We start from the raw sequence: 23,591 nt of genomic DNA, 5'->3' as shown, positions 1-23,591 counted from the left end.
CTGATTACCTAGAACTCAATTTTATAGGCTTGCAGTCAGCACCGTTGGCTCTGTCGTGATTTCTACATTTCCTGCAACGGCTCTGGAGATCATGCAGGAGCCTTCTGCTTTATGGGCAATACGGATGGTTTTATCAATATCGTCCTGTGACGCATCTTTGGTAAGGGTGATTAGGGGTGAATGTTTGATGGCTTCATATGTAAAAATGTTATTCGTTACATCGACCGTCGCCTCTGAGGTTAACGTCAGCTCTGAAGTCGTCAGCCCTGCCCGCTCCAGCATTGCTGCAAGTGTAATGAGATAACAGGTTGCTGCTGCTCCCAAAAGCATCTCATCCGGATTCGTTCCTACTCCGGGTCCTCCCATTTCTTTCGGAATGGAAATTTGAGTCTTAAGCTGTCCAGCTTCAATAGTTCCGTCACTGTTACGGCCACCGTTCCATACGGCGTTCAATATAAATGGGTGCTTCATTTTTATATATATCCTCCCTAGTTTGATATTGCATGATATATTTTTCATCGAATACTTTACATGCTAACATAGAAGAATGTGGTGAACAAACAGGCTCAGGCCTACAATTCATGAAACTTATCTATAAATTAAAATCCAGGAGGTTCTACCATCATGATAAACGACACGGATATAAAACATCTCAAGCGTTGTATTGAACTTGCCCGAATTGCACTAGAAGCTGGGGACGAACCCTTTGGTTCAGTCCTTGTATCAGCAAGTGGAGAAGTGCTGGCGGAAGACCGCAACCATGTAGGTAACGGTGACCATACTCAGCATCCCGAATTCGCTTTAGCCCGCTGGGCAGCTCAGAATATGACACTGGAAGAACGTAAGCAGGCAACAGTGTATACCTCCGGAGAACATTGCCCTATGTGTGCAGCGGCACACGGTTGGGTTCGTTTAGGACGAATTGTATATGCCAGTTCCTCGAAGCAATTATCGGCGTGGTTAAATGATATGGGAATTGCAGCATCACCCGTCCGTAATTTAAGGATTCAAGAGGTTATTCACGATGCGTTCGTAGATGGCCCTGTACCGGATCTTGCAGAACAAGTACGGGAGCTTCATCTACAATTTCACGAGAAAAGACTTCTTCAGTAATACGAAGAATCAAAAATATTCTATTTTTCCGTAAAAAAAGAACCTTCGGATAAAGGTTCTTCGGCTGTCGAGAAAGTCTCGGCAGCTTTATTTATGTCCAGAAAAGGGTGATTTCACATCCCTTTACCTTTTATTATTCTTAATTACTTCGCTAAAGCGGTCAGGGAAATTTGTATGTACACCATCTACACCCCAAATTACGGCTTTATCCATATTCACTTGATAATTCACAGTATATGGAAACACCTTTAGCCCTGAATTTTTTGCCTGCGCGACATATGCCGCATTTATTTTTTGAAAGTTAGGACTTATGCCTACCGCATAAGTTTTTAATCTATTCACATAGGATTCTGATATTTTATAAACAGGAAAATCATACCATACAATTTGATAAAGAGGGACTGCTGGATTTATGGAATGGAATCTACGTAAACTCGCTTCACTAAATGAATGTATAGCAACATGAGCCGACAGATCATAATTTAAGATTTCTTCATTTAACAATGCCTCGATGTTCGAATTCGACGTGGGATCTTTAATCTCAATCATATAGTCCACTTCTTTTCCGAACCTTTCAAATACCTCTTTTAGTGTCGGAATACGTAAATCTACATATTTATCTCTAGCGAACATGGGATATTGTTCATTAAACCATGATCCCGCGTCTAATTTTGAGATCTGCTCTAAAGTAAAATCCTTTACATACCCTTTAGCATTCGTGGTGCGATTTACGGTCCCATCATGAATAACAACAGGAACATGATCTTTTGTTAACTGAATGTCTAACTCGATATAATCGGTCTTCATATCAATAGCTAGTTCGAATGCAGGTATTGTATTCTCAGGAGCATATCCTGAAGCACCACGGTGAGCGATTGTATATACTTTATCCGCAGGCATGATAATTTCCTTTACTTTAATGCGAATCCAGGGGGAATAAGCATACAAAGAGGTGAACAATAAGATTAACAAAAGCACATGTATACCTATAAAGTAGATTCTAGAATTTTGAATTTTTTGCATTAAGCTGACCTCATCTTTTAATAAATATAATGTAGAATACTTGGTGACTTTCGCTCTAACATTCATTCTTGTGTAAAATTATGATTTATATTCCCTTATGTTAATCCCACCTCAATGTATTTGTAAGGTCAAAGCTTGGAGATTTCTATTGTACCAGATTATCTAGAGAAAATATTGCGAGGCAGCATAAATGGGAAAGGGTCTGCAAGGTCAAGAAGCAACATCTAAACTTTGTGGGGTATAAACTATAGTTGCTATATATACAGAGTCCTAAAGTTCTTATACCATTAACTTTGTAAGCGATTAACTTTATAGGAGGAAATGACTTGACAAAGCCAGTGCAACCCAATGAACCTCTCGTAACTCATATTTATACTGCGGATCCTTCTGCTCATGTATTTGAAGGCAAGATTTATATTTATCCCTCTCATGACCTGGATCACGATATGATCTCTAATGACAACGGTGACCAATATAATATGGAGGATTACCATGTTCTGTCTATTGATGGAGATGGCTCCCCTTGTATCGACCACGGTGAAGTACTTCATGTGAAGGATGTTCCATGGGCTAAACAGCAAATGTGGGCTCCGGATGCAGCATACAAAAACAATACCTACTATTTGTTTTTCCCAGCCCGAGACCATGACGATATTTTCCGAATCGGGGTTGCCACCTCAACTTCACCTTCCGGACCCTTTACACCTGAACCAAGCTACATTCCTGGCAGTTATAGCATTGATCCCGCTGTTTTCGTTGATAATGATGGCAAATCATATATATACTTTGGGGGTCTTTGGGGCGGTCAACTTGAAAAATGGCAAACCGGCTCATTTGTTGCGAATGCCGAGGGACCGGCTGAAACGGCACCAGCTCTTGGACCTATCGTAGCGGAGCTGAGCGAGGACATGCTGAGCTTTGAAGGTGCGCCTAGAGAAATATCCATCATCGATACGAACGGAAATGCGATTCTTGCTGGAGATGAAGAAAGAAGATATTTTGAAGGTCCATGGGTTCATAAATATAACGGTTATTATTATCTTTCTTATTCCACGGGAACTACCCATAATATTGTATACGCTATCAGTAAAGATCCGCTTGGGCCTTTTGTATATCAAGGAAAAATACTTACACCCGTCCTGGGCTGGACAACACACCATTCTATTGTTCAGTTTAAAGAGAAGTGGTATTTATTTTATCATGATAGTTCTTTATCTGGTGGTGCTGACAACAAGCGATCTGTAAAATATACGGAGCTGAAATACAACGATGATGGCACCATTCAAACCATCCATCCTTAGTTTTTATTGAAATGGAGTGCATGCTGGAGTGCACAGGAGGGGAAATATCATGCCAATGACACAACAAGGTGCTTTTTATACGGGGAAATATCGCAATTTATTTAAGGAGTTTGGCTTTTCTGAAGATGAAATCAACGCTAAACTCGAAGAAACTTGGAGTGATTTGTTTTACGGAGATCCGAACGTACGAATCTACTATCCGCTGGACGAGGATAAAAGCTATATTCTGGATACAGGTAATCTGGATGTTAGGTCTGAAGGAATGTCCTACGGGATGATGATGGCTGTTCAAATGAATAAAAAAGATGAGTTTGATCGTTTATGGAACTTCTCTAAGACGTTTATGCAGCACAAAGAAGGCCGTTATGCCGATTACTTTGCTTGGCACTGCAAGCCTGACGGTACAAGAATTTCACCAGGACCCGCACCGGACGGGGAAGAGTTTTTCGCCATGGCTTTGTTTTTTGCCTCAAAACGTTGGGGGAACGGTCCGGCACCTTATAATTATTCCGAGCAGGCTCGAATAATATTGCGTGCTTGTGTACATAAAACTGAAACAGGCGCTGGTGACTCAATGTGGGACGCGGAAACGAAACTGATTAAATTCGTACCGGAATCCACCTTCAGTGATCCATCTTACCATCTCCCCCATTTCTATGATTTGTTCGCTTTGTGGGCTGATGAAGGTGACCATATATTTTGGCGAGAAGCGGCGGAAGCCAGCCGCACATATCTACACACTACATGCCATCCTATAACTGGTCTCGCTCCCGAATATGCCAATTTTAACGGCACCCCGGCAGAACCCCAGCCTCATGGTGATTTCAGCCATTTTTTCAGTGATGCTTACCGGGTTGCGGCTAATATCGGTCTGGACTGGGTATGGTTCCAAAAGGACAGCTGGCAGGTCAATCAATGTAACCGAATTCAAGCTTTTTTTAGGAATATCGAAGTTTCCAATTACCGGCGGTACACCATTGAGGGACAGGCATTCGACGAACCGGCGCTGCATCCAGTAGGCCTTTTGGCGACCAATGCCATGGCTTCGCTTGCTTCGGATGGCCCGGAGGCAGAGCATTTTGTCCGTTTGTTTTGGGATACACCTTTGCGAACTGGACAACGTCGTTATTATGATAACTGTCTGTACTTCTTTAGTTTACTAGCCCTAAGTGGAAACTATCGCATTTATTGAAGTATATCGAACAAAACAATAGGACTCCATTCCTCGAAAAGGTCGAGGAATGGAGTCCTATTAATCGTAATAAAGCTTTGCTATTATTTAATTACTACATATTCCAAGTTAACAAGTTTTGCGTAAGCAATAATTTGGTCTGTTGTAAGAGTTAAAGAAACAACGGTGTGGTGACCGCCACCATTTTCGATCCAAGCTTTTACCCCGTCTTGGAAGTTTGGTTTAACATTCCAAAGCACACGAGCTACTGGAAGGTTTGGAGCTGGAACAGTTGGTTCAAAAGCAGTCACTTCATTGATCAAAAGTTTGTAATGCGTACCGAAGTCAGCCATGGAAACCACTACACCGTCTCCTGCTTTACCGTCAAATACTAAACGGGCTGGATCGTCTTTGCCACCAATACCTAGTGGAGACACGATGATTTTTGGTTTGTTGCTTGCCAAAGTTGGATCTACTTCAAGCATATGGGATTGAAGAATAGATTCTTGTCCAACCGTCAATTCATAAGTGTAATCTTCCATAAAGCCAGTGGATTGGTTATGGCTCATCACTTTAAGCAAGCGGTCGAGAGCTGCAGTCTTCCAGTCTCCTTCTCCAGCAAAACCATATCCTTGTGCCATCAAACGTTGAACAGCAAGTCCTGGAAGTTGTTTCATTCCATGTAAATCTTCGAAGTTTGAGGTGAAGGCATTGTAGCCACCTTGATCAAGGAAACGTTTGATAGCAATTTCATAGCTTGCTTGAACTCTTACGCTAGCTTCCCATGCTTCTTTGCTGTTAGTGCCATAGTCGAATTCATACAGCTCTGCATATTCAGCAAACAAACCATCGATTTCTTCTTCTTTAACTTCATTAATGACTTGAACCAGGTCACCAATACCAAAGTAGTCAACCGTCCAGCCAAATTGAATTTGGGCTTCAACTTTATCTCCTTCAGTTACACCAACGTTACGCATGTTGTCACCAAAACGAGCAACTTTGATATTGAAGCTTTCGTTATAAGCAACAGCTACGTCCATCCATTCTGCAATTTGCTTTTGAACTTCAGGGCGTTCCCAATAGCCTACAACCACTTTGTTTTGTTTGTTCAAACGGGCGTTAATAAAACCATATTCACGGTCACCATGAGCTGCTTGGTTTAGATTCATGAAGTCCATATCAATTGTTGCCCATGGAATACTTTCATTATATTGCGTAGCTAGATGAAGCAAAGGTTTTTGCAGCATTTTTGTTCCGCGGATCCACATTTTTGCAGGTGAGAAAGTATGCATCCAAGTGATGACACCGGCAACTTCGTCACGATAGTTAACTTCTTTCATAATGTTGGTGATTTTATCTGCGCTGACAGCTAAATCCTGCAATACTAGTGGGTAAGGCAAAACTCCGCTTTTATTCAAAGCATCTGTCATCGTTTGTGCGTGCGCTTTAACTTCAGCCAATGCTTCTTCCCCATAAAGATGTTGCGAACCTACGACAAACCAAAATTCTTTTGCTACTGCTGTTGACATATTCATCCTCTTTTCATCATTTTGTAGTTTGATTATTTTTGACCGTAATAAGCGTCTTTCCCATGTTTGCGCAAGTAATGTTTATCTAGAATACGTTGTGGCAATTCTTCCGCAAAATGGTTTAACTCTCTAGCAAATAAATTCATTTTTGATACTTCATCCAACACTACGCTGTTCATTACAGCGGATTTTGCATTTTTCCCCCAAGTAAAGGGTCCGTGGCCTTTAAGCAAAACACCGGGAACCGCCATAATATCTATCCCGCGTTGTTCAAAGGTTTCGATGATTACATTACCTGTTTCCGCTTCGTAACCCCGATCGATTTCCTCTTGCGTCAAGAAACGCGCACAAGGAATGGAGCCATAGAATGTATCAGCGTGCGTAGTTCCCATTACAGGAACGTCAAGTCCTGCTTGTGCCCAAATAGTTGCCCAAGTGGAATGTGTATGCACGATTCCGCCAATTTCGGAGTAATGTTTATAAAGTACTGCGTGAGTAGGTGTATCGGAGGAAGGTCTCATCTCCCCTTCAACCACATTGCCATCCAGATCAACAACTACCATATCGCTGGCTTTCATTGTTTCATAATCTACACCACTAGGTTTGATTACGAATAATCCACTTTCGCGATCAATTGCACTCACATTTCCCCATGTATACTTGATAAGTCCATGTTTCGGCAATTCCAGATTGGCTTGAAAAACCTCTTCTTTAAGTTGTTCTAACATCTTGGTCCCTCCATTTTCAGACTAAATTATCAACAGCGGATTGCTCAATCGCCAAACCTTTTTTATAACGTTCGATAAAGGTTTCAAAGCCTTTAATGTCGGTTGCATCGGGATGAATTTCTTCTCCCTTTACATCTTTGAACACTTTTTGATCGAGGAAGTCTTCCAAGCTTTCTTCCTGATTTTTGTTCATCATGTAGGAGGCAAGAATAGCCATTCCCCATGCGCCGCCTTCTCCAGCAGTTGACATTACGGAAACAGGAACATTCAGTGAAGCTGCCATCATTTTTTGGCCAACAACCGGAGTCTTAAATATACCGCCATGTCCTAAAATACTATCTATGGCTACATTCTCTTCTTTCGTCAAAATGTCCATTCCAATTTTCAAAGCACCAAAGGCGCTGAACAAATGTGCACGCATAAAGTTAGCCAGATTAAATTTGCTCTCAGGCGAACGTACAAATAGCGGACGGCCTTCTTCTAACCCCGTAATGTTCTCACCCGAGAAATACCCGTAACTGAGCAATCCACCCGCATCTGCGTCTGCTTCCAAAGCCTTATTCAGCAATACGCTGTACAATTTATCAGCTTCTACGTTTTGCCCCATTGCTTCATAGAACTCACGGAATAATCCGAGCCAGGCGTTAAGGTCACTTGAACAGTTATTAGCATGAACCATACCTACCGGACTTCCGTCTGGTGTAGTCACCATATCAATTTCCGGATAAACCTTAGAAAGTTCTTGTTCCAATACGATCATGGCAAAAACAGAGGTTCCTACGGAGACATTCCCGGTACGTTTTCTTACACTATTGGTAGCAACCATACCGGTTCCCGCATCCCCTTCTGGAGGGCTAAGCGGAATCCCAGCTTGTAATTGCAATGATGGATCCAGAATTTTGGCTCCTGCTTCGGTTAATAGACCCGCTTGCTCACCGGCAACATACACCTTAGGAAGAAGATCGCTGGTCTTCAGCGAATAACCTTTGCCAGCAATAAGCTCATCAAACTGTTGTATCATGGATTCATTATAATTCCCTATGGATTCATCAATCGGGAACATACCTGAAGCATCCCCAACACCAAGTGCTTTGTTGCCGGTCAATAACCAATGAATGTATCCTGCCAACGTCGTAACAAACCGAATCTCCGGTACATGTTCTTCTTTGTTTAAGATCGCCTGATAAAGATGAGCAATACTCCAACGTTCCGGGATATTGAATTTAAATACATCCGTCAATTCTTTGGCTGCCTTACCAGTTGTTGCATTACGCCAAGTCCGGAACGGAACGAGCAATTGATCCTGTTCGTCAAAAGCCATATATCCATGCATCATTGCAGAAAACCCGATTGAACCAACGGTTTGGAGGGTGATTCCGTAATTTTGTTGAACTTCTTGCTTCATCTCACGATAAGCATCTTGTAGACCTTTGATAATATCTTCTAGGCTGTACGTCCAAAAGCCGTCTTTCAATTGATTTTCCCATTCATAACTTCCAGAAGCGATCGTTTGAAAACTATGATCAATAAGTACTGCTTTAATACGCGTGGATCCAAATTCAATCCCTAGCGAAGTTTCTCCCTTATTGATTGCTTCTTCGATGCTTAATCGATTCGATATCACGTTAGTCACCTCTCTGACAGCGCTTTTTTAATATAAAAGAATTCGCTTTCTTAATTAACAGCTTTAGTATAAATTTTTGTACGTACATTTGTCAATAAAATAGTTATATATACATACAAATATGGAGATGATAATAATTTAACTCCGTACTTAGTTTGTTTATGATGATCTAAAGGTACGAAATATTTACATTTTTTCATAAAAAAAGAGCCCCTTTATATTTAATTCGTAGTCATGCTATAATTTGTACATACAACTTAACGAAATGAACGAATCAAAAAGCGAACAAGTATGGAAAGAGGAATTACATGAAACCAAAGTATCAAGTGATTATAGAGGATATAAAAAGCAAGATCCTTTCAGGAGATTACAATGTAGGCGAACAAATTCCTACGGAGTCTGCCTTGCAGTCCTTGTACGAGGTTAGCAGACAGACTGTTAGAAAAGCCATTTTAGAGCTATCCAACGAAGGATTCCTCCGCAGCGAAAAAGGTTCTGGCACGTATGTCAGCAACCAATATCGCACAAAGACCGGCGGGAGTTCACATAAGAAGACGATCGGTGTAATTACGACGTATATCTCTGACTACATCTTCCCTTCTATTATCCGGGGGATTGAAAGCCGAATGAATGAGGATAACTATTCTCTATTATTGGCTAGTACCAATAACGATGTTGCGCAAGAAAAAAAAGCTCTCGAAATGATGTTGTCCTACGGCGTAGATGGTTTAATTATTGAACCTACGAAAAGTAATCTGTATAATCCCAATATTGCGTATTATCTGTCGTTTAAGGAGCAAGATATTCCACTCATTATGATTAATGCTTTTTATGAGGAAATAGAGCTCCCCTTCCTTTGTCTTGACGATGTGCAGTCCAGTTATCTGGCAACAAAAGAATTGATTTCCAAAGGCCACTCTCAAATTGGACTTATCGCAAAAATGGATGATTTACAAGGCAAATATCGAATGAAGGGTTATATCAAAGCCCTCGAAGAAGCTAAATTGCGGTTTTATCCAGAGCAAATATTTTCGTTCAACACCGAGACCAAACAAACCTTAGCTACGAACTTGAAGGATTTCCTAAATAAAAATAGAGATACCCTCTCTGCGATTGTCTGCTACAACGACGAGGTTGGTTTGGAAGTGGTCAATGCTTGCAGACAGCTGAACATTTCTATACCAGAGGAATTATCAATTATTGGCCAGGACAACTCCTATATTGCCCAAAATGCGAACATCAAACTGACCACTTTAACGCATCCCCAAGAAACTATGGGCCGTGATGCAGCGGATTGGGTCATTAAAAAATTACAAGGAAAAAAGGATCTTCCCAACAATACTTATTATCAACCTGTGTTAATTGAAGGAGAAACAGTAGTCGAGAGATAGAATAAATTCTGAGGGATTTGTGTTTATCTTCATATATAAATGTAATAACCCACCAGTTGTGACTGGTGGGTTATTTGCAACTGTTATCTTAGTATTCTTTAAAGGTTCGATTCTTGTTTTGAAGTCAACAGTACAGAAGAAGCAAACTGTTTCACAAGCTTGCCGGGATTTATCCCGTATTTATCCCGAAATCCCTCGGCAGCCCGAGGGGTGATAGCCCCAAGGCTTGAATATGGTGTTATCTGGATACACCATCTAGGAAACACTAACATTTCTTTTACTTAATTTCTTAAATACCGAGTATTCCTTATTGGACTTAATAAAACTTAATATCTTTTCAGCACATTCTAATGAATTCATCTCTTCCGTATTTACTTCGAGGTCATATTCTTCAAAGCAATATACTTTGCTAAACTGTGAAGCTGCTAGTCCAATCATTCTATCTCCTCTTGTTTGCTCTCTTCTTATGAGTTCTTCTTTCGAGCATATTACACCTATAAATAACGTAGGGTGATCGAAAAATTGATCAAGAAACACATTAAACCTCTTATCGTTGTCGATTACGGTATCTACTATTACATTAAAACCAAATTCTGATAACAATTTAATTGTCGAATGGTACACTGAGAATATGGAATCATCCAATATTTGGGAAACGACTTGATGATCTATTTCTCTTGTAGGTTCATCTGGAAATTTATTATTAATAAAATCATTGTAATTATTAAAAAAATCATCAATTGATAAATGATAAAAAGGAATCTCTTTCTGTTTTATCAGTTCAGTCGATATGGAGGTCTTTCCGGAACTTGAAGTTCCATTTAGAAAAACTAATATCCCTTGCTTCAATTTAATCATCCCTTCAAATAATAATCATTGCAACTCAGAGATTATTCGAGAAAAGATTAAATTATCCTTTACTGTTTGATATGTTCCTTGATTTGTTCGGCTATTTGCTCCAACAATGCTTCTTTTCCTAAAGCAAAGAAAGCCTCATTATAATTTTGTCTGCTTGTCATACGATATATATTATTCGATTTTACAGCTTTCAGATTGCTCCAGACCTTGCTTTGGTCAAGAACATTCTGGTCATTATCGGATAATAAAATGATATGGTCTGGATTAAAGGTGGACAGTGCTTCTAGACTTGTCACTTTCCCTCCCCATGGATCTGGCTTCGGTGTACCTGGCGCGATGGGTAATCCTAGATCATTAAAAATCATATCCGCAATACCTGTGCGGGAATAGATGCGTATTTCTTTCTCTGTAGCTTCGATTACCGCAAACGTCTCTTCCTTGGTTATCTCAGTGATTTGATCATGTAGTAGTAGAGCACGTTGATCATAGACCTTCAACCACGCTTCCATTTCCGCTTTCTTATCAAGCACCTCCGCAACAAATGCAAATCGCTCTCTAAAAGCGTTAAAGCCATAAGGCACCCTCACTGTTGGAGCAATCATATTTAGTTGATCATAGATTTTTTCTTGGGTAGGTCCTGCCAGTATCAAATCAGGGCTTGCTGCAATGATCGCTTCTAAGTTGACTTCCGTCTGAAACCATCCAGCGGGAGTTACATCAGGCAGTTCTTTTTTGAGAATAGGAGTGATTTCTAATGAATTAGCCATATCTGTATTCCCAGTAATAACAGGTTTATATCCAAGCACCAGAAGTTCTTCCGTTGAGCCGGATACATCGGCAATTCTAACCGGATTCACCGGTAATTCAACATCTCCTTTAGCCTCCTGACCTGATTTCCCACACCCGTACAGCATCACCATCATGATTAAGGCGATTCCGGCAAAAGAGATCCGTTTTAAACTGAACATTTTTTCCAACCCTCTCCAATCTATTGATAATCATTCTCACTTCTAGCAAGTCCGATCATACACTCTGCTGATAGGACAGAACTACCGGCAGAGGGATTGAATAACGGTTTGGCGGATATTTATTTAATTTTTATCGTTTTTTAATTACTTCTGAAGGATTAATTCCATATTGCTTCCGAAAAGCTTCGGCAAAATGACTAAAGTTGTTGTAACCTACCATCGTCGCTGTTTGGCTGACACTAATATCCCCGGTACTTATGATTTCCCATGCTTTTTCTAAACGTTTGTTCCGTAAATATGCAAATACAGTTGTTCCGTACTCTTCCTTAAATCCAACTTTTAATTTGTATTCGTTAATGCCTGCCAGCTTGGACAATTCGATTAGCGATGGTGGGTTTGCCATGTGGTCAAGGATGATATCCCTGGCTTTCCGAATGTTTTCTCGGTCACTACGTGATAAATGCAAACTGCGTTTAATATGCTTTTGCTCAAAAAGAAAAACGTCAAAATATACAGATAAGAGTTCTAATGCCTTCCCCTCTACGTACAACCGGCGCATGGAGGTATGATATGGACAGTCTCTCAATTGCACCAATAATCGGGTGGTTTCTGGAAGAATAGGCATACGGAACATTCGAAAAGCACGTGAATCTAACAGTCCGGATAAGCTGCGAGCATGTGAAGAGCCTTGATCCTCCATCCATGAATCAAATAGTGTAACTGGTACACCTATGGACAATAAACGGATAGGTTCAGCACTGCGATAGTGAAATTCCGCCTGGAAATCCTGCATGAACTGCAATGAACAACTATCGGGCATTAACTCATGGCTAGTATCTGTAACATGAACTTCCCCGCTCCCCTGCAGACAAAAGCTTAACTCAATCATTGCTGCTTCGGATTGAACCTGAACTAGGCGATCATCAGCAAAACGGTAATCACTATCAACAATTTCGATCCCGGAGGGTGTGATCACCCTATCGACGTATCCTTGGGTACTGGATTGTGCAAAATGTTTCCTCTCTGTAGTGTCCCTCATAGACGGAGCCTCAAACAAAGCATCGAAATACCCGTTATAGATGTTATGAATAGATGAACTTGTCATTCTGTTATACACTCAGCAGGTAAGCTGCACTCCGTAATCCCAATATTATGTTTTATCATGAGCAGATCACCTTTTCTCTTCTATTAAATGATAACGATTATCATTTAGATCATTATATGCGAGATATTGGATAACCTGCAATGTACAGTTTGTAAGGATCACTTATCTCCGCCTCCTCAGTAAAGCGGTAGCACCTCTTGGGTCAGCCCTGAAAAGAGGTCGCTGGTTTGAACAAAAAAGGCATCAGGCAAATAATAATAAGCATCACCCATAGACACCACCTTTAATTCGGGAATGATATACATGGCGATATAAGTCCCGTCTTTTAGGTTGAACTGTAATTGATATGATTTCCCTTGGGATTGCGCCGCTGCAAGAGCTTCATATTCCTTATTGCTTAGCTCTGTTTTTTTTGCGCTGTACAAACCTTCGATAATGGACTCAACAATAGGATGATCAGTGATAGTCTTTTGCACGTCATTCCCCACATGATTCAGAATATAGATATCTTTTGCATGCTCCTTCAGATTAGCCAGATCTAAATACTCCTTCGCGCTCATTGCAGAATCGTCTACCTTCGCCACAATTTCAGCTAGATAAAAATATTGCTCATCCTTAACTGCAATACGAAAATGGGATGGGTATGTTGGGATTTCATACAGCTTTCCACCAATTGCGAACGTAGCGGCATAATCCTTTTCCGCATTCTTATCCCCGTCTTTCTTTCCGGGCTCTTGGTTGAGATCAAACTCTAATGCACCAAGCGATTTGTCAGGCTCCATACCTGTGAACTTAAACTGAGCGCCATCTGCTACGAATGCATAACGGTATCCATTGTAATTCAGAATTTTGCGAACCCCTGTGGGAGACGAGACTGCTGTCTGCTGCGATATTTGTGGTGAATTAGGCAACGGCGTCTGTGGAAATTTATAAACGGCCACACCTAACACCAATGCAGCACAAGCTGCGAATGAGCCCCACTTTACATAAGCTTTTTTATTAGTGCGTCTCGCGGAGTTGGCTTTTTCTATCAAATTTTCGTCTATGTAACCGATTGTTTTGAAGAGCTCTTTATTATTCAAAGGAAATAACCCTCTTTCTGAAGATATATTTGGAGTTTTTTGCGTGTTCTGAAAAGAATTGATTTGGTTTTGCTTTCACTGATTGAGAAGCGTGCGGCAATATCGGCCAAAGAATCAGAATACCAGTAACGCCTCAAAAAAATATCCCGCTGATCTTCCTTAATGTTGTGTAGAAATTTGCTTATAGATTCGGCTATTTGTGCTTCCTCGTATTGGGTTTCAACGTTGTCTGAAGAGGATAAACAATCGTTTAATTCATCAAGAATCGTATCGAATTTTTTATTCCGTTTTTTAGCCATGTAATAATCATATTTGTTCAAAGCAATATTTCGTGTGATTCTCCCCAGAAAAGAGGACAGCTTTGCAGGAGACTTCGGCGGTATTGCTTCCCATGCACCAAGAAAGGTATCGTTAACACATTCTTCCGAATCTTCAGCATTAGACAAAATGTTATGAGCGATCCGAGTACAATAATTTCTATATTTTTTCGATGTTTCTTCTACTGCCCTTTCATTACGTGCAAAATACAATTGTATGATTTCACTATCTTCCACTCCATCACTTCCGTTCGATTTGATTAAGCATTCACTTATAAAGTAGGAAAAGAAGTGTTTAGGTTGCATTAAAATATAATTTTCTATAAGCTTCGGCATTCAACGCTGATAATATGACATAAAAATACAAATAACCCCTCATCCTATGGGATAAGGGGAAGTTATAATATCTTCTAATTTTTAATTAATTCTACTTCCTTCATTGGAACCTTTGTCTTACGGAGCATCATCCAGATCCCCCCCAGACAAAATAAAACACTACATCCCATGCCAAACAACGCGCTGGCGTTTAATGCCTGAGGTGAGCCTTTCATCGTAAGCACAGCCATTTGAGTGACAACAATGGAGACTACGGCATCAGTAAAGCTAATCATTTTTAATGTTGATATAATGGGATTGTTGAGATGACGGTTAACAATGTTTCCATGAATGGCAAAACCAAGTTTTGTAAAAGCGATCAGTGCTACCAGATATACAATGTAACCTTCATAAACCAAAGCGTCCCCGACTAGATAAATCCGCAGGCAGACCAACAGATATGAAACACCTAGAAGACAAAGAAAAACACCGCCACGCTTATAAACATAAAGCTCCATGGAATACCTTTGCTGTGGTGAACTGACTTTTTTAGCTAATGTATATTTATGAAGCACCTGTCCTTTGGCTATACAAAGAATCAGATAATAAAGTGCATTTGTGATGAACCATCCGGACAATAGATATAACCCAAGAATTAATTTGCCTATACCAATAAAAGCATTGATGACTAGGGAAGCGGCGTTGAACATGGCGGTTCGATCTTGCGGATTTCCGAAGTACCGAACTAAGATTGCCTTAATATATATCATCCTCTCAAGAAAACCTTCATATCTCATTTTATGTTTCTAAGGGGACAATAGTATCATACTTGGCTCAACCCAGCAATAAAGCAATTAAAGTTCTGATTTATGATATATTAGAAAAGGTTGTGCTAATTCGGCAAGAGGAAATAGCAACAGCAATTGTTAATGGAGGCAGGTCGTATATGTATAAAAAATTAACAGCAGCAGAGTTGGATGTTATTTTAAGCTCGATTAATAAGGAACAGCATTTTTTATATTATTCATACCTTACTTTTCGCAGACAAAACACAGTGCATTACGGTCAGTATTCTGACCAGGGCGAGTTGCTTGGAGTATTAGCCTTTTTAAGTGGCCTTCCGTTTAATGCTTTTTCTGTATATCCAGTTCAGCAATCCTTTTGTCTCAGCTCAATGTTGGCGTTCATGAAAGATGAATTACATCTACATAACTATGCGGTGGGTAGCTTTATTATTAACGAACAAGAGCTGCAGGTCTTTGCTTCTCAGCTTGAGTTCTACAGCCCTCCCCAAAAATTGCTTCTAATGAAACATATTCATGAAGATGTTCTACCAACAGCGGACAAGCATGTTATGCACTTAGGACCTGCTCATTTCCAGCGAATTGAAGCAAAGATGAACGAGCTGCAAACCATGGCTTTTTCAAAAGAAGAATTACAGAATCCGTTCTATGGTGTGATGGCACAAGACGAGCTGATTGCTGTAGGAGGATACCACATATATAGTGAGGATTACGTTGAACTAGGAAATATCGGAACGGATGTAGCCTGGAGAAGAAATGGATATGGAAAAAAAGTCTGTGCAGAGCTAACACGCCAAGGACATGCCATTTCAGCTAACGTATATTTGAATGTTTTTGAGGAGAATGTAGGAGCCATTTCTCTATATCAATCGCTGGGATATGAACTCATTTGCCAACAATACATCGTTGAATTTATTATTTAATCAAAAAACGTACTGCATAAGCTGCAGTACGTTTTTTCTATCTAAACCTCTTACGCCGTAGGCATATTCTTCGTAGAAGAATAGATTATTGCATCTCTCAAAATGTAAATGTATTGGCTGCGCCCATCATCACAATAATCATACAATTCACCATGGCTCCCAGCCATATTTTTCCTGTGCACTTAAAGAGGTAACGCGAAATATAAGCTGCAATAAAGAGCTGGAAAACGAGAGGGAAAAGGACTAGTATTCTGAGCCAATCTTGATTTTGCCAAAAAGTTACACCTGTTGAAAATAACGTTCCGTATTGTACCCCAATGAGCACTAGAATTCCGAGTACACCGCCTGTCCCGCTAATGAGCAGATCCTTCCATTCTTTCTGCCCTTCAACTGGGGTGGTAGAGTTCACGGCAATTGACTGTGCAACATAAAATATAAAGAAGAAAAGCATATAACGTAAGCCAATTAATAATTGATTCGGAGTGAATACTTTAATTGCCAGTACCCATAAGCGGAAGTCTGTCTGAAAGAAATAATCTGCAAATGCAACCAAAGCATAGAATCCAGTGAATATACATACAGCAAGTGCAAAAGTCTTCAGCAGTTCTTTCAAATTTGTTTTTATTCCCCAGCTTTCAGAGTGCTCATTATAATTTTTTCCTGATAAACGAGTGGTTAACCAGAATAACAATAGACCCACAAGGCCGTTAAAGATCGCCCAGATTAAAATAAAGTTCATGGCGGTTTGTGGAAACAAACTACGAGGCTGAAGGATATCCTGTCCAGCTATAATACTCCAGCGACTGATCGGAAGGTATGATATTGCGGAAATTACCCAACTCATTATCCAAGAACCCCAAAAAAGAATTTTGCTTTTTCTGGTCTTAGGCTCCGGTAACTTGGCAGGAGTAGGTTGAATTAGACTATTGAAACAAGGAAGCTTGAGGAGCAATACCGCAAAGGGGACAATAAATAAAAAGGATCCTAACAAGCCGATAAAGTTAAAGATCTCTTTCCATAACCATAATTGGTTGCCGGCAGATAACGGATTATTGATTTGAAACGCTTTCGTAAAAAAGTCTGCTAAATAACCAGTGCTCGCCACCGAAAAGTGTTGCCAAGGGTGGATCTCCGCTGGATTGTACACGACGCGCAAGGTTTGATCAGCTGCATTACCGTAATATTTGCCGATTTCCACAGCGTTTATCTTTTGATTCTCCGGCATTACTGAATTTATAGCAGCTAGTGATTCTGGGGCATCGCCCGAAAGATCAGCATTCCCTCTCGCAAATCCGGAGCCGCCTTCATCATATTTGCCTACATTGATGCCTACATTGGCATGGATGTTTTGAAAAGTCTCATCGGTAGACTGTTCGACCTGAGAAACAATGAAAGCGGATGCAACTTTATTCGAAGCATCAGCCTTGGCTTGTTCACTTACCGTAATAACTGCGCCGTCTTCCGAAGAGGGATCTTTCGCCGCTTCGAGCTCCGCCAAATAAAGTTGGCCATAATACTGGAGTGTACTCCAGGTAATCATTCCACCCATAGAATGACCACTAATGCCAATTTTTGTAGAGTCTACATAATCAAGACTGGATGATGCATATTCCACCAGAGGAATCATCCCATTATTCTCTGACATTATCGTTGGGAAAAATGGCATATCAGGAGAGCTCGAGCCTCCATGCCATAAGAAATCCATTGCAATCACGGCAATTCCCCGACGGGAAAGTTCGATTGCGGTACTATCCTGCATCTCTTTATTGTTTAAAAAACCGTGACTAGTAATGACGAGTGGAACTTTATGCTCTGCATTTGCTGAGACAGGCCTGAACAGATTTCCCTCAATCCAAGTACCATTATCGGACGGAATCTTAAACTTACTAATCTGGACCTTTCCGAAATCTGTTTGCAAGAAAGAAGCTCCCACACAACTGATCAAAACCATGGATAAAGCGACACATAAAAATTTCAATGCTAATCTCGTAGACAGAAACTTTTTCATCTGGTCTCCCCCCCAAAAAAAGTATCAAATCAAAATGTGTAACACAAAATGGGCAAAAAAAAATAATCTGAATCCGAAAAATTCATTAGTAGACCCCATGAGTAGATATCCCTCGGATTCAGGTTATGTGTGATTCTTATTTCATTGCTTTTGCCAGCTCTGTGAAAATAACCCCAAGTGCATGAGCACCCGCATCTGGATAACCTATGCTACGTTCCCCCACTGTGCCGGCTCTTCCCATACGGGCAACGATTTCTATAGTATTTTTAGAACCTTGGACAGCTGCTTCCGCTGCTTTACTTGCCGCCACTTTGATATCGTCGCCTTGTTCTGCACTTTGGGTCCAGGCATCTGCAAACGGTACAAGCGCATCAATCAATGTCTTGTCTCCGACAACAGCCCCTCTGCCAAAAGATCTTTCACCCGTATCTTGAATCCCTTTGACAACAGCTTGCATCATATCAGCAAACTCCTGAATGGTCAGCTCTTCCTTCTGTTGAACATTTTTGCTCGCTGCGCGGAAGCCTGATCCCCAGATCGGTCCGGATGCTCCGCCGCAATATTCCATAATGACCATGGAACAGGCATCAAGGAACTCGCCGATATTAGTGAGATGATGAGCTAAAATATCCTCCCACTCGACTTTCAGCTGTTTAAAGCCCTTAGCTACACTCATCCCAAAATCGCCGTCTCCAGCGTGGGAGTCAAGCTCACAGAACGGAACTTCATTCTCAATAATAACCTGGCTCATTTGATCGAGCAGATAGACGATATTTTGCAAAGTAAACCGATTGTTCTTAATCACCGCTGCAGCAGCATCCGTATTATTCTTAAAGGATACATTGCTGTCTGCTTTCTCTTCCTGGATTACTTCAGTATAGTTCACAGGCTCAAAGGGGCCTTTAATCGACAAGGCTGGTGTATCACAAGGCGCAGATAACCATTTCTTCAGCGTCTCATCCAGCTTCATTATCGTCACCGATGCACCTGCCATGTCAATGCTGGTCATGTAGTTACCAACAAACACTTTAAACACTTGTTTATTCTTAGCAGTTAATTCGCGGATGACAGAATTGTTCAGCAAATATAACTCTTGCAGCGGGGTGCCGCCAAATCCATTAATTAATACGGCTACTTCCTCCTGCTTCTGATCATTCATTTGGAAGTTGTCTAGCAAAGAGGTAACCATTCGCTGTGCTAATTCATCTGCGGGTACAATTTTCTCCCTGCGTATTCCAGGTTCTCCATGGATCCCAACCCCGTATTCCATCTCGTTCTCTTCAATATGAAATGTCGGAGTACCTTTGGCAGGTACGGTACAAGAGGTATAGGCGAAGCCTATGCTGCGCACATGATCAATTGCATGTTGCGCCGCTTCTTTCACTTCTGCTAAAGACAATCCAGCTTCTGCTGCTGCTCCGGCTACCTTATGAACAAGCACTGTTCCGGCTACGCCTCTTCTCCCTACTGTATAAAGACTGTCTTCAACGGCAATGTCGTCGTCTACTTTGACATAATCCACTTCGATACCATCTTCAGTTGCTAGATGGGCCGCATTTTTAAAGTTCATGATGTCACCGCTATAATTCTTGATAATAAGCAACGAACCTTTGGCGCTTGCTGTGCGGCGAATCGCTTGATAAACCTGGATTTGGGATGGTGAAGCAAACACATCACCGCATACAGCTGCATCCAGCATCCCGGTTCCTACGAACCCGGCATGAGCCGGTTCATGCCCGCTTCCGCCACCACTGATCAGGGTAACTTTATCTTGATTAATCTCTTTCTTAGAAATCACTTTAAATTTCGGATCGAAATCCAGCTCGGGATGCGCCAAGACAAGCCCGTTACACATTTCCCTAACCAGAGTCTCCGGCTTGTTTATGATTTTTTTCATCTTAAAGCTCCTTACTTGATTTATATTGACGGCCTAATTGATCGGCTGCCATAATTGCTGATGCAACCGCATCCTCCGTAATTGGGAACGGCATCGAATGGATAGATTCCTCAGCAATGCAAGCTTTTTTAGCAACCTCAAGCAGTTCCTCATAGGTTACATGCTCAACACCAATATCCGCTAAGCAAACTGGGAGACCAATCGAAAGACAGAAGTCCAACACTTCTTTTAACTCAGTCCGGTCTGCGTTTTCAAGAACCAGTTGAGCAATCGTGCTGAAGGCTACCTTTTCACCATGATAATAATGATGAGTTCCTTCCAAAGCAGTTAACCCATTATGAATCGCATGAATCGCTGCCAAACCACCGCTTTCAAACCCAAGACCCGATAAAAGAATATTCGTCTCGATTATATTCTCCAAAGCTGGGGTTACGATATTCAGATCGCAAGCCTGCTTCGCCTTGAATCCATTCTCAAGCAATGTCTCATAACAGAGCTTTGCAAGTCCCAGCGCTGTTACCGTCCCTTTAGCTTCACCGCAAACCCCTTCACGAACTCCGCAAGGTAAACCTGCATTCACATTGGAATACGAATTTGCAGTAGCTCTTGCTTCAAAATAGGTTGAAAGTGCATCTCCCATGCCTGCCACAAGAAATCTTGTAGGTGCATTAGCAATAACAGTTGTATCAATCATGACTACACTCGGGCTTTGCTTGAAATAAGCATAATCATCAAATTCACCTTCCGGAGTATAGAGCACCGCTGAGTGGCTTGTCGGAGCATCAGTTGCTGCTATCGTTGGAACGATAATCAGTGCTTCTCCTTCAGCTACACATTTTGCCGTATCAATCGCCTTACCTCCACCCAAGCCAATCGTACATGCACATTGATGCTCCTTGGCTAGCGCTTGTAATCTGGCGACTTCTTGTCTTGAGCATTCCCCGTGGAAGCCGCTTTCAACAAGAGTTATATTAAATTTCTGTTTAGTTGCCTCCAGTTTGTCTTTCACACGTGTTACATCATCTGGATGGGCAATTAACAAAGCAGAATCACCAAATGTTTTTACGAAGTAACCTAAGTTCAATAATTCATTCTCACCTTGTACATATTTCGTCGGACTGATAAACGCTCTTCTCATTTTTCGTTCCTCCTCAGTTGTTTATAGTTATCATTATAGATTGCTCTAATTTAAGAAACATGAAACAATAAAAGCTTATTAAAGCGTTTTCTTATCGTATTTTTTTGTCATAATCGTGAAAAATCGAACTTTCATGTCATTGTGTTGAATTATTCTGTATAATGTTCATTAAGATTCTATAACTTACATAGGAGAATTTTGTGATGTCAAAATCCCGGTTCAATCTAGAAGAAATTATTGATTTGAAGAAATGGGAAAATCTCCAGGATTCCTTATCTCTTGTAACCAAAATGGCTATTCTTACTGTTGATTACAAGGGTGTTCCCGTGACCAAGCACAGCTATTGTCAGCCTTTCTGTCAAGGTGTGCGCCAGGACTCCCATCTCTCTCAATATTGTCAAAAATGTGATGCCCGCGCTGGGATTGAAGCGGTTCGCCAGAACAAACCGTTTATTTATTTATGTCATTTCAATATTATAGATATCGCGATTCCCATCATTATAGATAATCAATATCTAGGTGCAATTATGGCCGGACAGCTCAAGCTTCGTGAACCTGACGTGCCACAACTGGAGCAGATTGTCTCTCGGCCGCCGAATGTGGAGACGAACATGAAATTTAAAGCACTCAAAGAGCATTACCAGGCACTGCCTGTTTTATCCTACGATGAAGTAACAAAGTGTGTTGAGCTGCTGCTGCAGTTAAGTACCTATATCGTGGAGGAAGCCATTCAAAAGCATACTACCGTGGATTTGTACAAAAAGGTTCTGACCACCAATATAGAAGAACCCGCCTCTGCTGAAGCTATGGACGAGTCAGACCGTACGTACCGAAAAATCCAATCCATACAGCAGGAGTTATCCGGGGCTTTGATCGAGACCAAATTAAAGAATGGTGTTCAAAAGTTCGTCTCAGTAAATTCTGTGCTTCAGCCTGCTTTTAATTACATTTATGCACACAAAAATGAGAATTTCAGCCTCAAAGAAATGGCTAAGCTTTGTCATATCAGCCCCAGTTATTTCAGCCGTATTTTCACAAAAGAAACTGGAGAGAATTTCTCCGTCTTCATTGCCAGACTCAAGATTGAATGGGCTAAGCAACTGCTGGAATCCACGGATTCCCCGATCAATCAAGTCAGTGATGATTTGGGCTTTTGCGACACGGGCTATTTCATTAAAACCTTCAAAAAATACGAGAACCTCACCCCGGCTGTATATCGGAATATGTATATGAGGCGATCAGCAAAAGAAACCCTCCGTTAATAAAATTAACGAAGGGTTAGTTTCTCATTCCCACCAATGCTTCATTTCACTAAATCCTACATCCCATAACTTCACATTCCCTTTAAGGATAAAGGTTATTTCTTTTACGGTAACTAATGCCGTATTGTTGAGTTCAGCTTGGGAACTATATTGTTCACTGGATTGAAGGATCATGTTACCATCAGCTATAATCATTAGTTCACTGCTAGAATTTTCATTTTGCGGGAATCCAAAGCTGAAATATAACCATACCTCTTTTTTATCACCCAAAGTATAGGTGTATTTTTTAATTTCTTCACCTTCACTGCTGTATAAATTCATTTTTGGTATTATATTTTCACCAGCGATAGTGAAACTGGGAAGATTATGCGTGATAGGCATGCTTCCCGTAAGCTTTTCCAACGTTTGTAATCCCTGCACAGGTCTTTCACTTTTCTTCAGAGTTAAATCAATGATCTCAGAGATTCCCATGATTCCAACCAATAGCACAACAACAGATAATGTCGAAGTAAAAAGCGATCTCCTGGTGATTTCCGGGGAAAATCCAATCTTATATGCACAAAATCCGATCATTGCCCCTAACGTATTGGAGATGACATCGGCTACATCAAAGGAACCTAAAAAAGTTAAAGCTTGAAGAGTTTCCAGCCCAAAAATTGTTAAGATAAACAAACAAATAAACTTCTTAAAATGTGTACGATACAGCAAAGGGAATAATACGCCAAAAGGAATAAAAGCAGCGATGTTCCCAAAGTCATAAACCCAAGAAAAGGATAGGTCAAAGAGATCAGGAAAAAGAAGCGGAACACTTTCAGGAATCAACATAAACGTGTATTCATACTGGCTTGTTGCATGCTCTACTCTATTGAAAGCAAAAAACAAAAAATATAAGATCAACAGTGTATACAAAATAGTTCCTATAATAAGGATCTTCCGTAATTTCACTCCCATAATAACTTCACAATTCCCTCCATATGTCGATGGAAATAGTATATCTCTCCAAGGTGACATTCCAGTGACACTGAAGGTGACGAT

The 23,591-nt window shown here is 40.8% G+C and carries 21 protein-coding genes; 6 read left to right on the top strand and 15 right to left on the bottom strand.

The annotated features are described in order from the left end of the window. Positions 1–21: 21 nt before the first annotated feature. Positions 22–471 (bottom strand): OsmC family protein, encoded by a 450-nt coding sequence (locus tag PODO_RS14690; protein WP_038571065.1) that lies wholly within the window; start codon positions 469–471, stop codon positions 22–24. Positions 472–624: 153 nt separating this feature from the next. On the opposite strand from PODO_RS14690, the gene PODO_RS14685 reads away from it, so the two are divergent. Then, complete coding sequence (locus PODO_RS14685; protein ID WP_038571063.1) at positions 625–1,113, top strand: nucleoside deaminase; 489 nt, start codon at positions 625–627, stop codon at positions 1,111–1,113. 123 nt (positions 1,114–1,236) lie between these two features. Here PODO_RS14685 and PODO_RS14680 read toward each other — a convergent pair whose 3' ends face one another. Continuing rightward, positions 1,237–2,136 (bottom strand): glycerophosphodiester phosphodiesterase, encoded by a 900-nt coding sequence (locus tag PODO_RS14680; protein ID WP_052097044.1) that lies wholly within the window; start codon positions 2,134–2,136, stop codon positions 1,237–1,239. A gap of 326 nt (positions 2,137–2,462) precedes the next feature. On the opposite strand from PODO_RS14680, the gene PODO_RS14675 reads away from it, so the two are divergent. Further along, complete coding sequence (locus PODO_RS14675; RefSeq protein ID WP_038571060.1) at positions 2,463–3,437, top strand: glycoside hydrolase family 43 protein; 975 nt, start codon at positions 2,463–2,465, stop codon at positions 3,435–3,437. Between the two features lie 49 nt (positions 3,438–3,486). Next, positions 3,487–4,629: a family 8 glycosyl hydrolase gene (locus PODO_RS14670; protein ID WP_038571057.1), complete on the top strand. Its 1,143-nt coding sequence runs from the start codon at positions 3,487–3,489 to the stop codon at positions 4,627–4,629. Positions 4,630–4,712: 83 nt separating this feature from the next. Here PODO_RS14670 and araA read toward each other — a convergent pair whose 3' ends face one another. The 3 genes from araA to PODO_RS14655 are packed head-to-tail and all read right to left on the bottom strand — an operon-like array spanning position 4,713 to position 8,489. Next, positions 4,713–6,137 (bottom strand): L-arabinose isomerase, encoded by a 1,425-nt coding sequence (araA, locus tag PODO_RS14665; protein WP_038571054.1) that lies wholly within the window; start codon positions 6,135–6,137, stop codon positions 4,713–4,715. Between the two features lie 32 nt (positions 6,138–6,169). Next, positions 6,170–6,865, bottom strand: a complete 696-nt coding sequence (locus PODO_RS14660) for an L-ribulose-5-phosphate 4-epimerase (RefSeq protein ID WP_036677359.1) — start codon at positions 6,863–6,865, stop codon at positions 6,170–6,172. A 16-nt stretch (positions 6,866–6,881) separates the two neighbouring features. After that, positions 6,882–8,489 (bottom strand): xylulokinase, encoded by a 1,608-nt coding sequence (locus PODO_RS14655; RefSeq protein WP_038571051.1) that lies wholly within the window; start codon positions 8,487–8,489, stop codon positions 6,882–6,884. 308 nt (positions 8,490–8,797) lie between these two features. On the opposite strand from PODO_RS14655, the gene PODO_RS14650 reads away from it, so the two are divergent. After that, positions 8,798–9,880 carry a GntR family transcriptional regulator gene (locus PODO_RS14650; protein WP_036677364.1) on the top strand — a complete coding sequence of 361 codons (1,083 nt, stop codon included), beginning with the start codon at positions 8,798–8,800 and terminating at the stop codon, positions 9,878–9,880. Between the two features lie 255 nt (positions 9,881–10,135). On the opposite strand, the gene PODO_RS14645 is transcribed toward PODO_RS14650, so the two are convergent. From PODO_RS14645 to PODO_RS30060, 6 genes are all read right to left on the bottom strand, one after another. Further along, the gene (locus PODO_RS14645; protein WP_038571047.1) at positions 10,136–10,729 is read right to left on the bottom strand and encodes a chloramphenicol phosphotransferase CPT family protein; all 594 of its coding nucleotides are present in this window, start codon (positions 10,727–10,729) and stop codon (positions 10,136–10,138) included. Between the two features lie 68 nt (positions 10,730–10,797). After that, on the bottom strand, positions 10,798–11,706 hold the full coding sequence (locus tag PODO_RS14640) for an ABC transporter substrate-binding protein (RefSeq protein ID WP_038571044.1): 909 nt from the start codon (positions 11,704–11,706) through the stop codon (positions 10,798–10,800). Positions 11,707–11,836: 130 nt separating this feature from the next. After that, complete coding sequence (locus PODO_RS14635; protein WP_038571041.1) at positions 11,837–12,811, bottom strand: helix-turn-helix transcriptional regulator; 975 nt, start codon at positions 12,809–12,811, stop codon at positions 11,837–11,839. 176 nt (positions 12,812–12,987) lie between these two features. Next, positions 12,988–13,893, bottom strand: coding sequence for a hypothetical protein (locus PODO_RS14630; protein WP_244886491.1), 906 nt, complete (start codon positions 13,891–13,893; stop codon positions 12,988–12,990). Beyond that, complete coding sequence (locus PODO_RS14625) at positions 13,890–14,546, bottom strand: RNA polymerase sigma factor (protein ID WP_244886488.1); 657 nt, start codon at positions 14,544–14,546, stop codon at positions 13,890–13,892. The genes PODO_RS14630 and PODO_RS14625 overlap by 4 nt, the downstream gene beginning before the upstream one ends. A 74-nt stretch (positions 14,547–14,620) precedes the next feature. Continuing rightward, the gene (locus tag PODO_RS30060; protein ID WP_244886487.1) at positions 14,621–15,295 is read right to left on the bottom strand and encodes a hypothetical protein; all 675 of its coding nucleotides are present in this window, start codon (positions 15,293–15,295) and stop codon (positions 14,621–14,623) included. Between the two features lie 176 nt (positions 15,296–15,471). On the opposite strand from PODO_RS30060, the gene PODO_RS14615 reads away from it, so the two are divergent. After that, positions 15,472–16,251, top strand: a complete 780-nt coding sequence (locus PODO_RS14615) for a GNAT family N-acetyltransferase (protein ID WP_038574477.1) — start codon at positions 15,472–15,474, stop codon at positions 16,249–16,251. A gap of 97 nt (positions 16,252–16,348) precedes the next feature. On the opposite strand, the gene PODO_RS14610 is transcribed toward PODO_RS14615, so the two are convergent. The 3 genes from PODO_RS14610 to PODO_RS14600 all read right to left on the bottom strand — a co-directional run bounded on the left by PODO_RS14610 (position 16,349) and on the right by PODO_RS14600 (position 21,294). After that, positions 16,349–18,259 carry an alpha/beta hydrolase gene (locus tag PODO_RS14610; protein ID WP_052097041.1) on the bottom strand — a complete coding sequence of 637 codons (1,911 nt, stop codon included), beginning with the start codon at positions 18,257–18,259 and terminating at the stop codon, positions 16,349–16,351. A 136-nt stretch (positions 18,260–18,395) separates the two neighbouring features. Further along, complete coding sequence (gene dhaK / locus PODO_RS30565) at positions 18,396–20,156, bottom strand: dihydroxyacetone kinase subunit DhaK (RefSeq protein WP_038571038.1); 1,761 nt, start codon at positions 20,154–20,156, stop codon at positions 18,396–18,398. 1 nt (position 20,157) lies between these two features. Next, positions 20,158–21,294 carry a glycerol dehydrogenase gene (locus PODO_RS14600; protein WP_038571035.1) on the bottom strand — a complete coding sequence of 379 codons (1,137 nt, stop codon included), beginning with the start codon at positions 21,292–21,294 and terminating at the stop codon, positions 20,158–20,160. A gap of 203 nt (positions 21,295–21,497) precedes the next feature. On the opposite strand from PODO_RS14600, the gene PODO_RS14595 reads away from it, so the two are divergent. Then, positions 21,498–22,556 carry a PocR ligand-binding domain-containing protein gene (locus tag PODO_RS14595; protein WP_038571032.1) on the top strand — a complete coding sequence of 353 codons (1,059 nt, stop codon included), beginning with the start codon at positions 21,498–21,500 and terminating at the stop codon, positions 22,554–22,556. Between the two features lie 24 nt (positions 22,557–22,580). On the opposite strand, the gene PODO_RS14590 is transcribed toward PODO_RS14595, so the two are convergent. Further along, the gene (locus PODO_RS14590; protein WP_038571029.1) at positions 22,581–23,507 is read right to left on the bottom strand and encodes a VanZ family protein; all 927 of its coding nucleotides are present in this window, start codon (positions 23,505–23,507) and stop codon (positions 22,581–22,583) included. Positions 23,508–23,591 lie beyond the last annotated feature (84 nt).

The organism is Paenibacillus odorifer, from assembly GCF_000758725.1.
Lineage (GTDB): Bacteria > Bacillota > Bacilli > Paenibacillales > Paenibacillaceae > Paenibacillus_AQ > Paenibacillus_AQ odorifer.
Note: the sequence above shows the minus strand (reverse complement) of the source record. Positions and strands in the feature narration are given on the sequence as shown.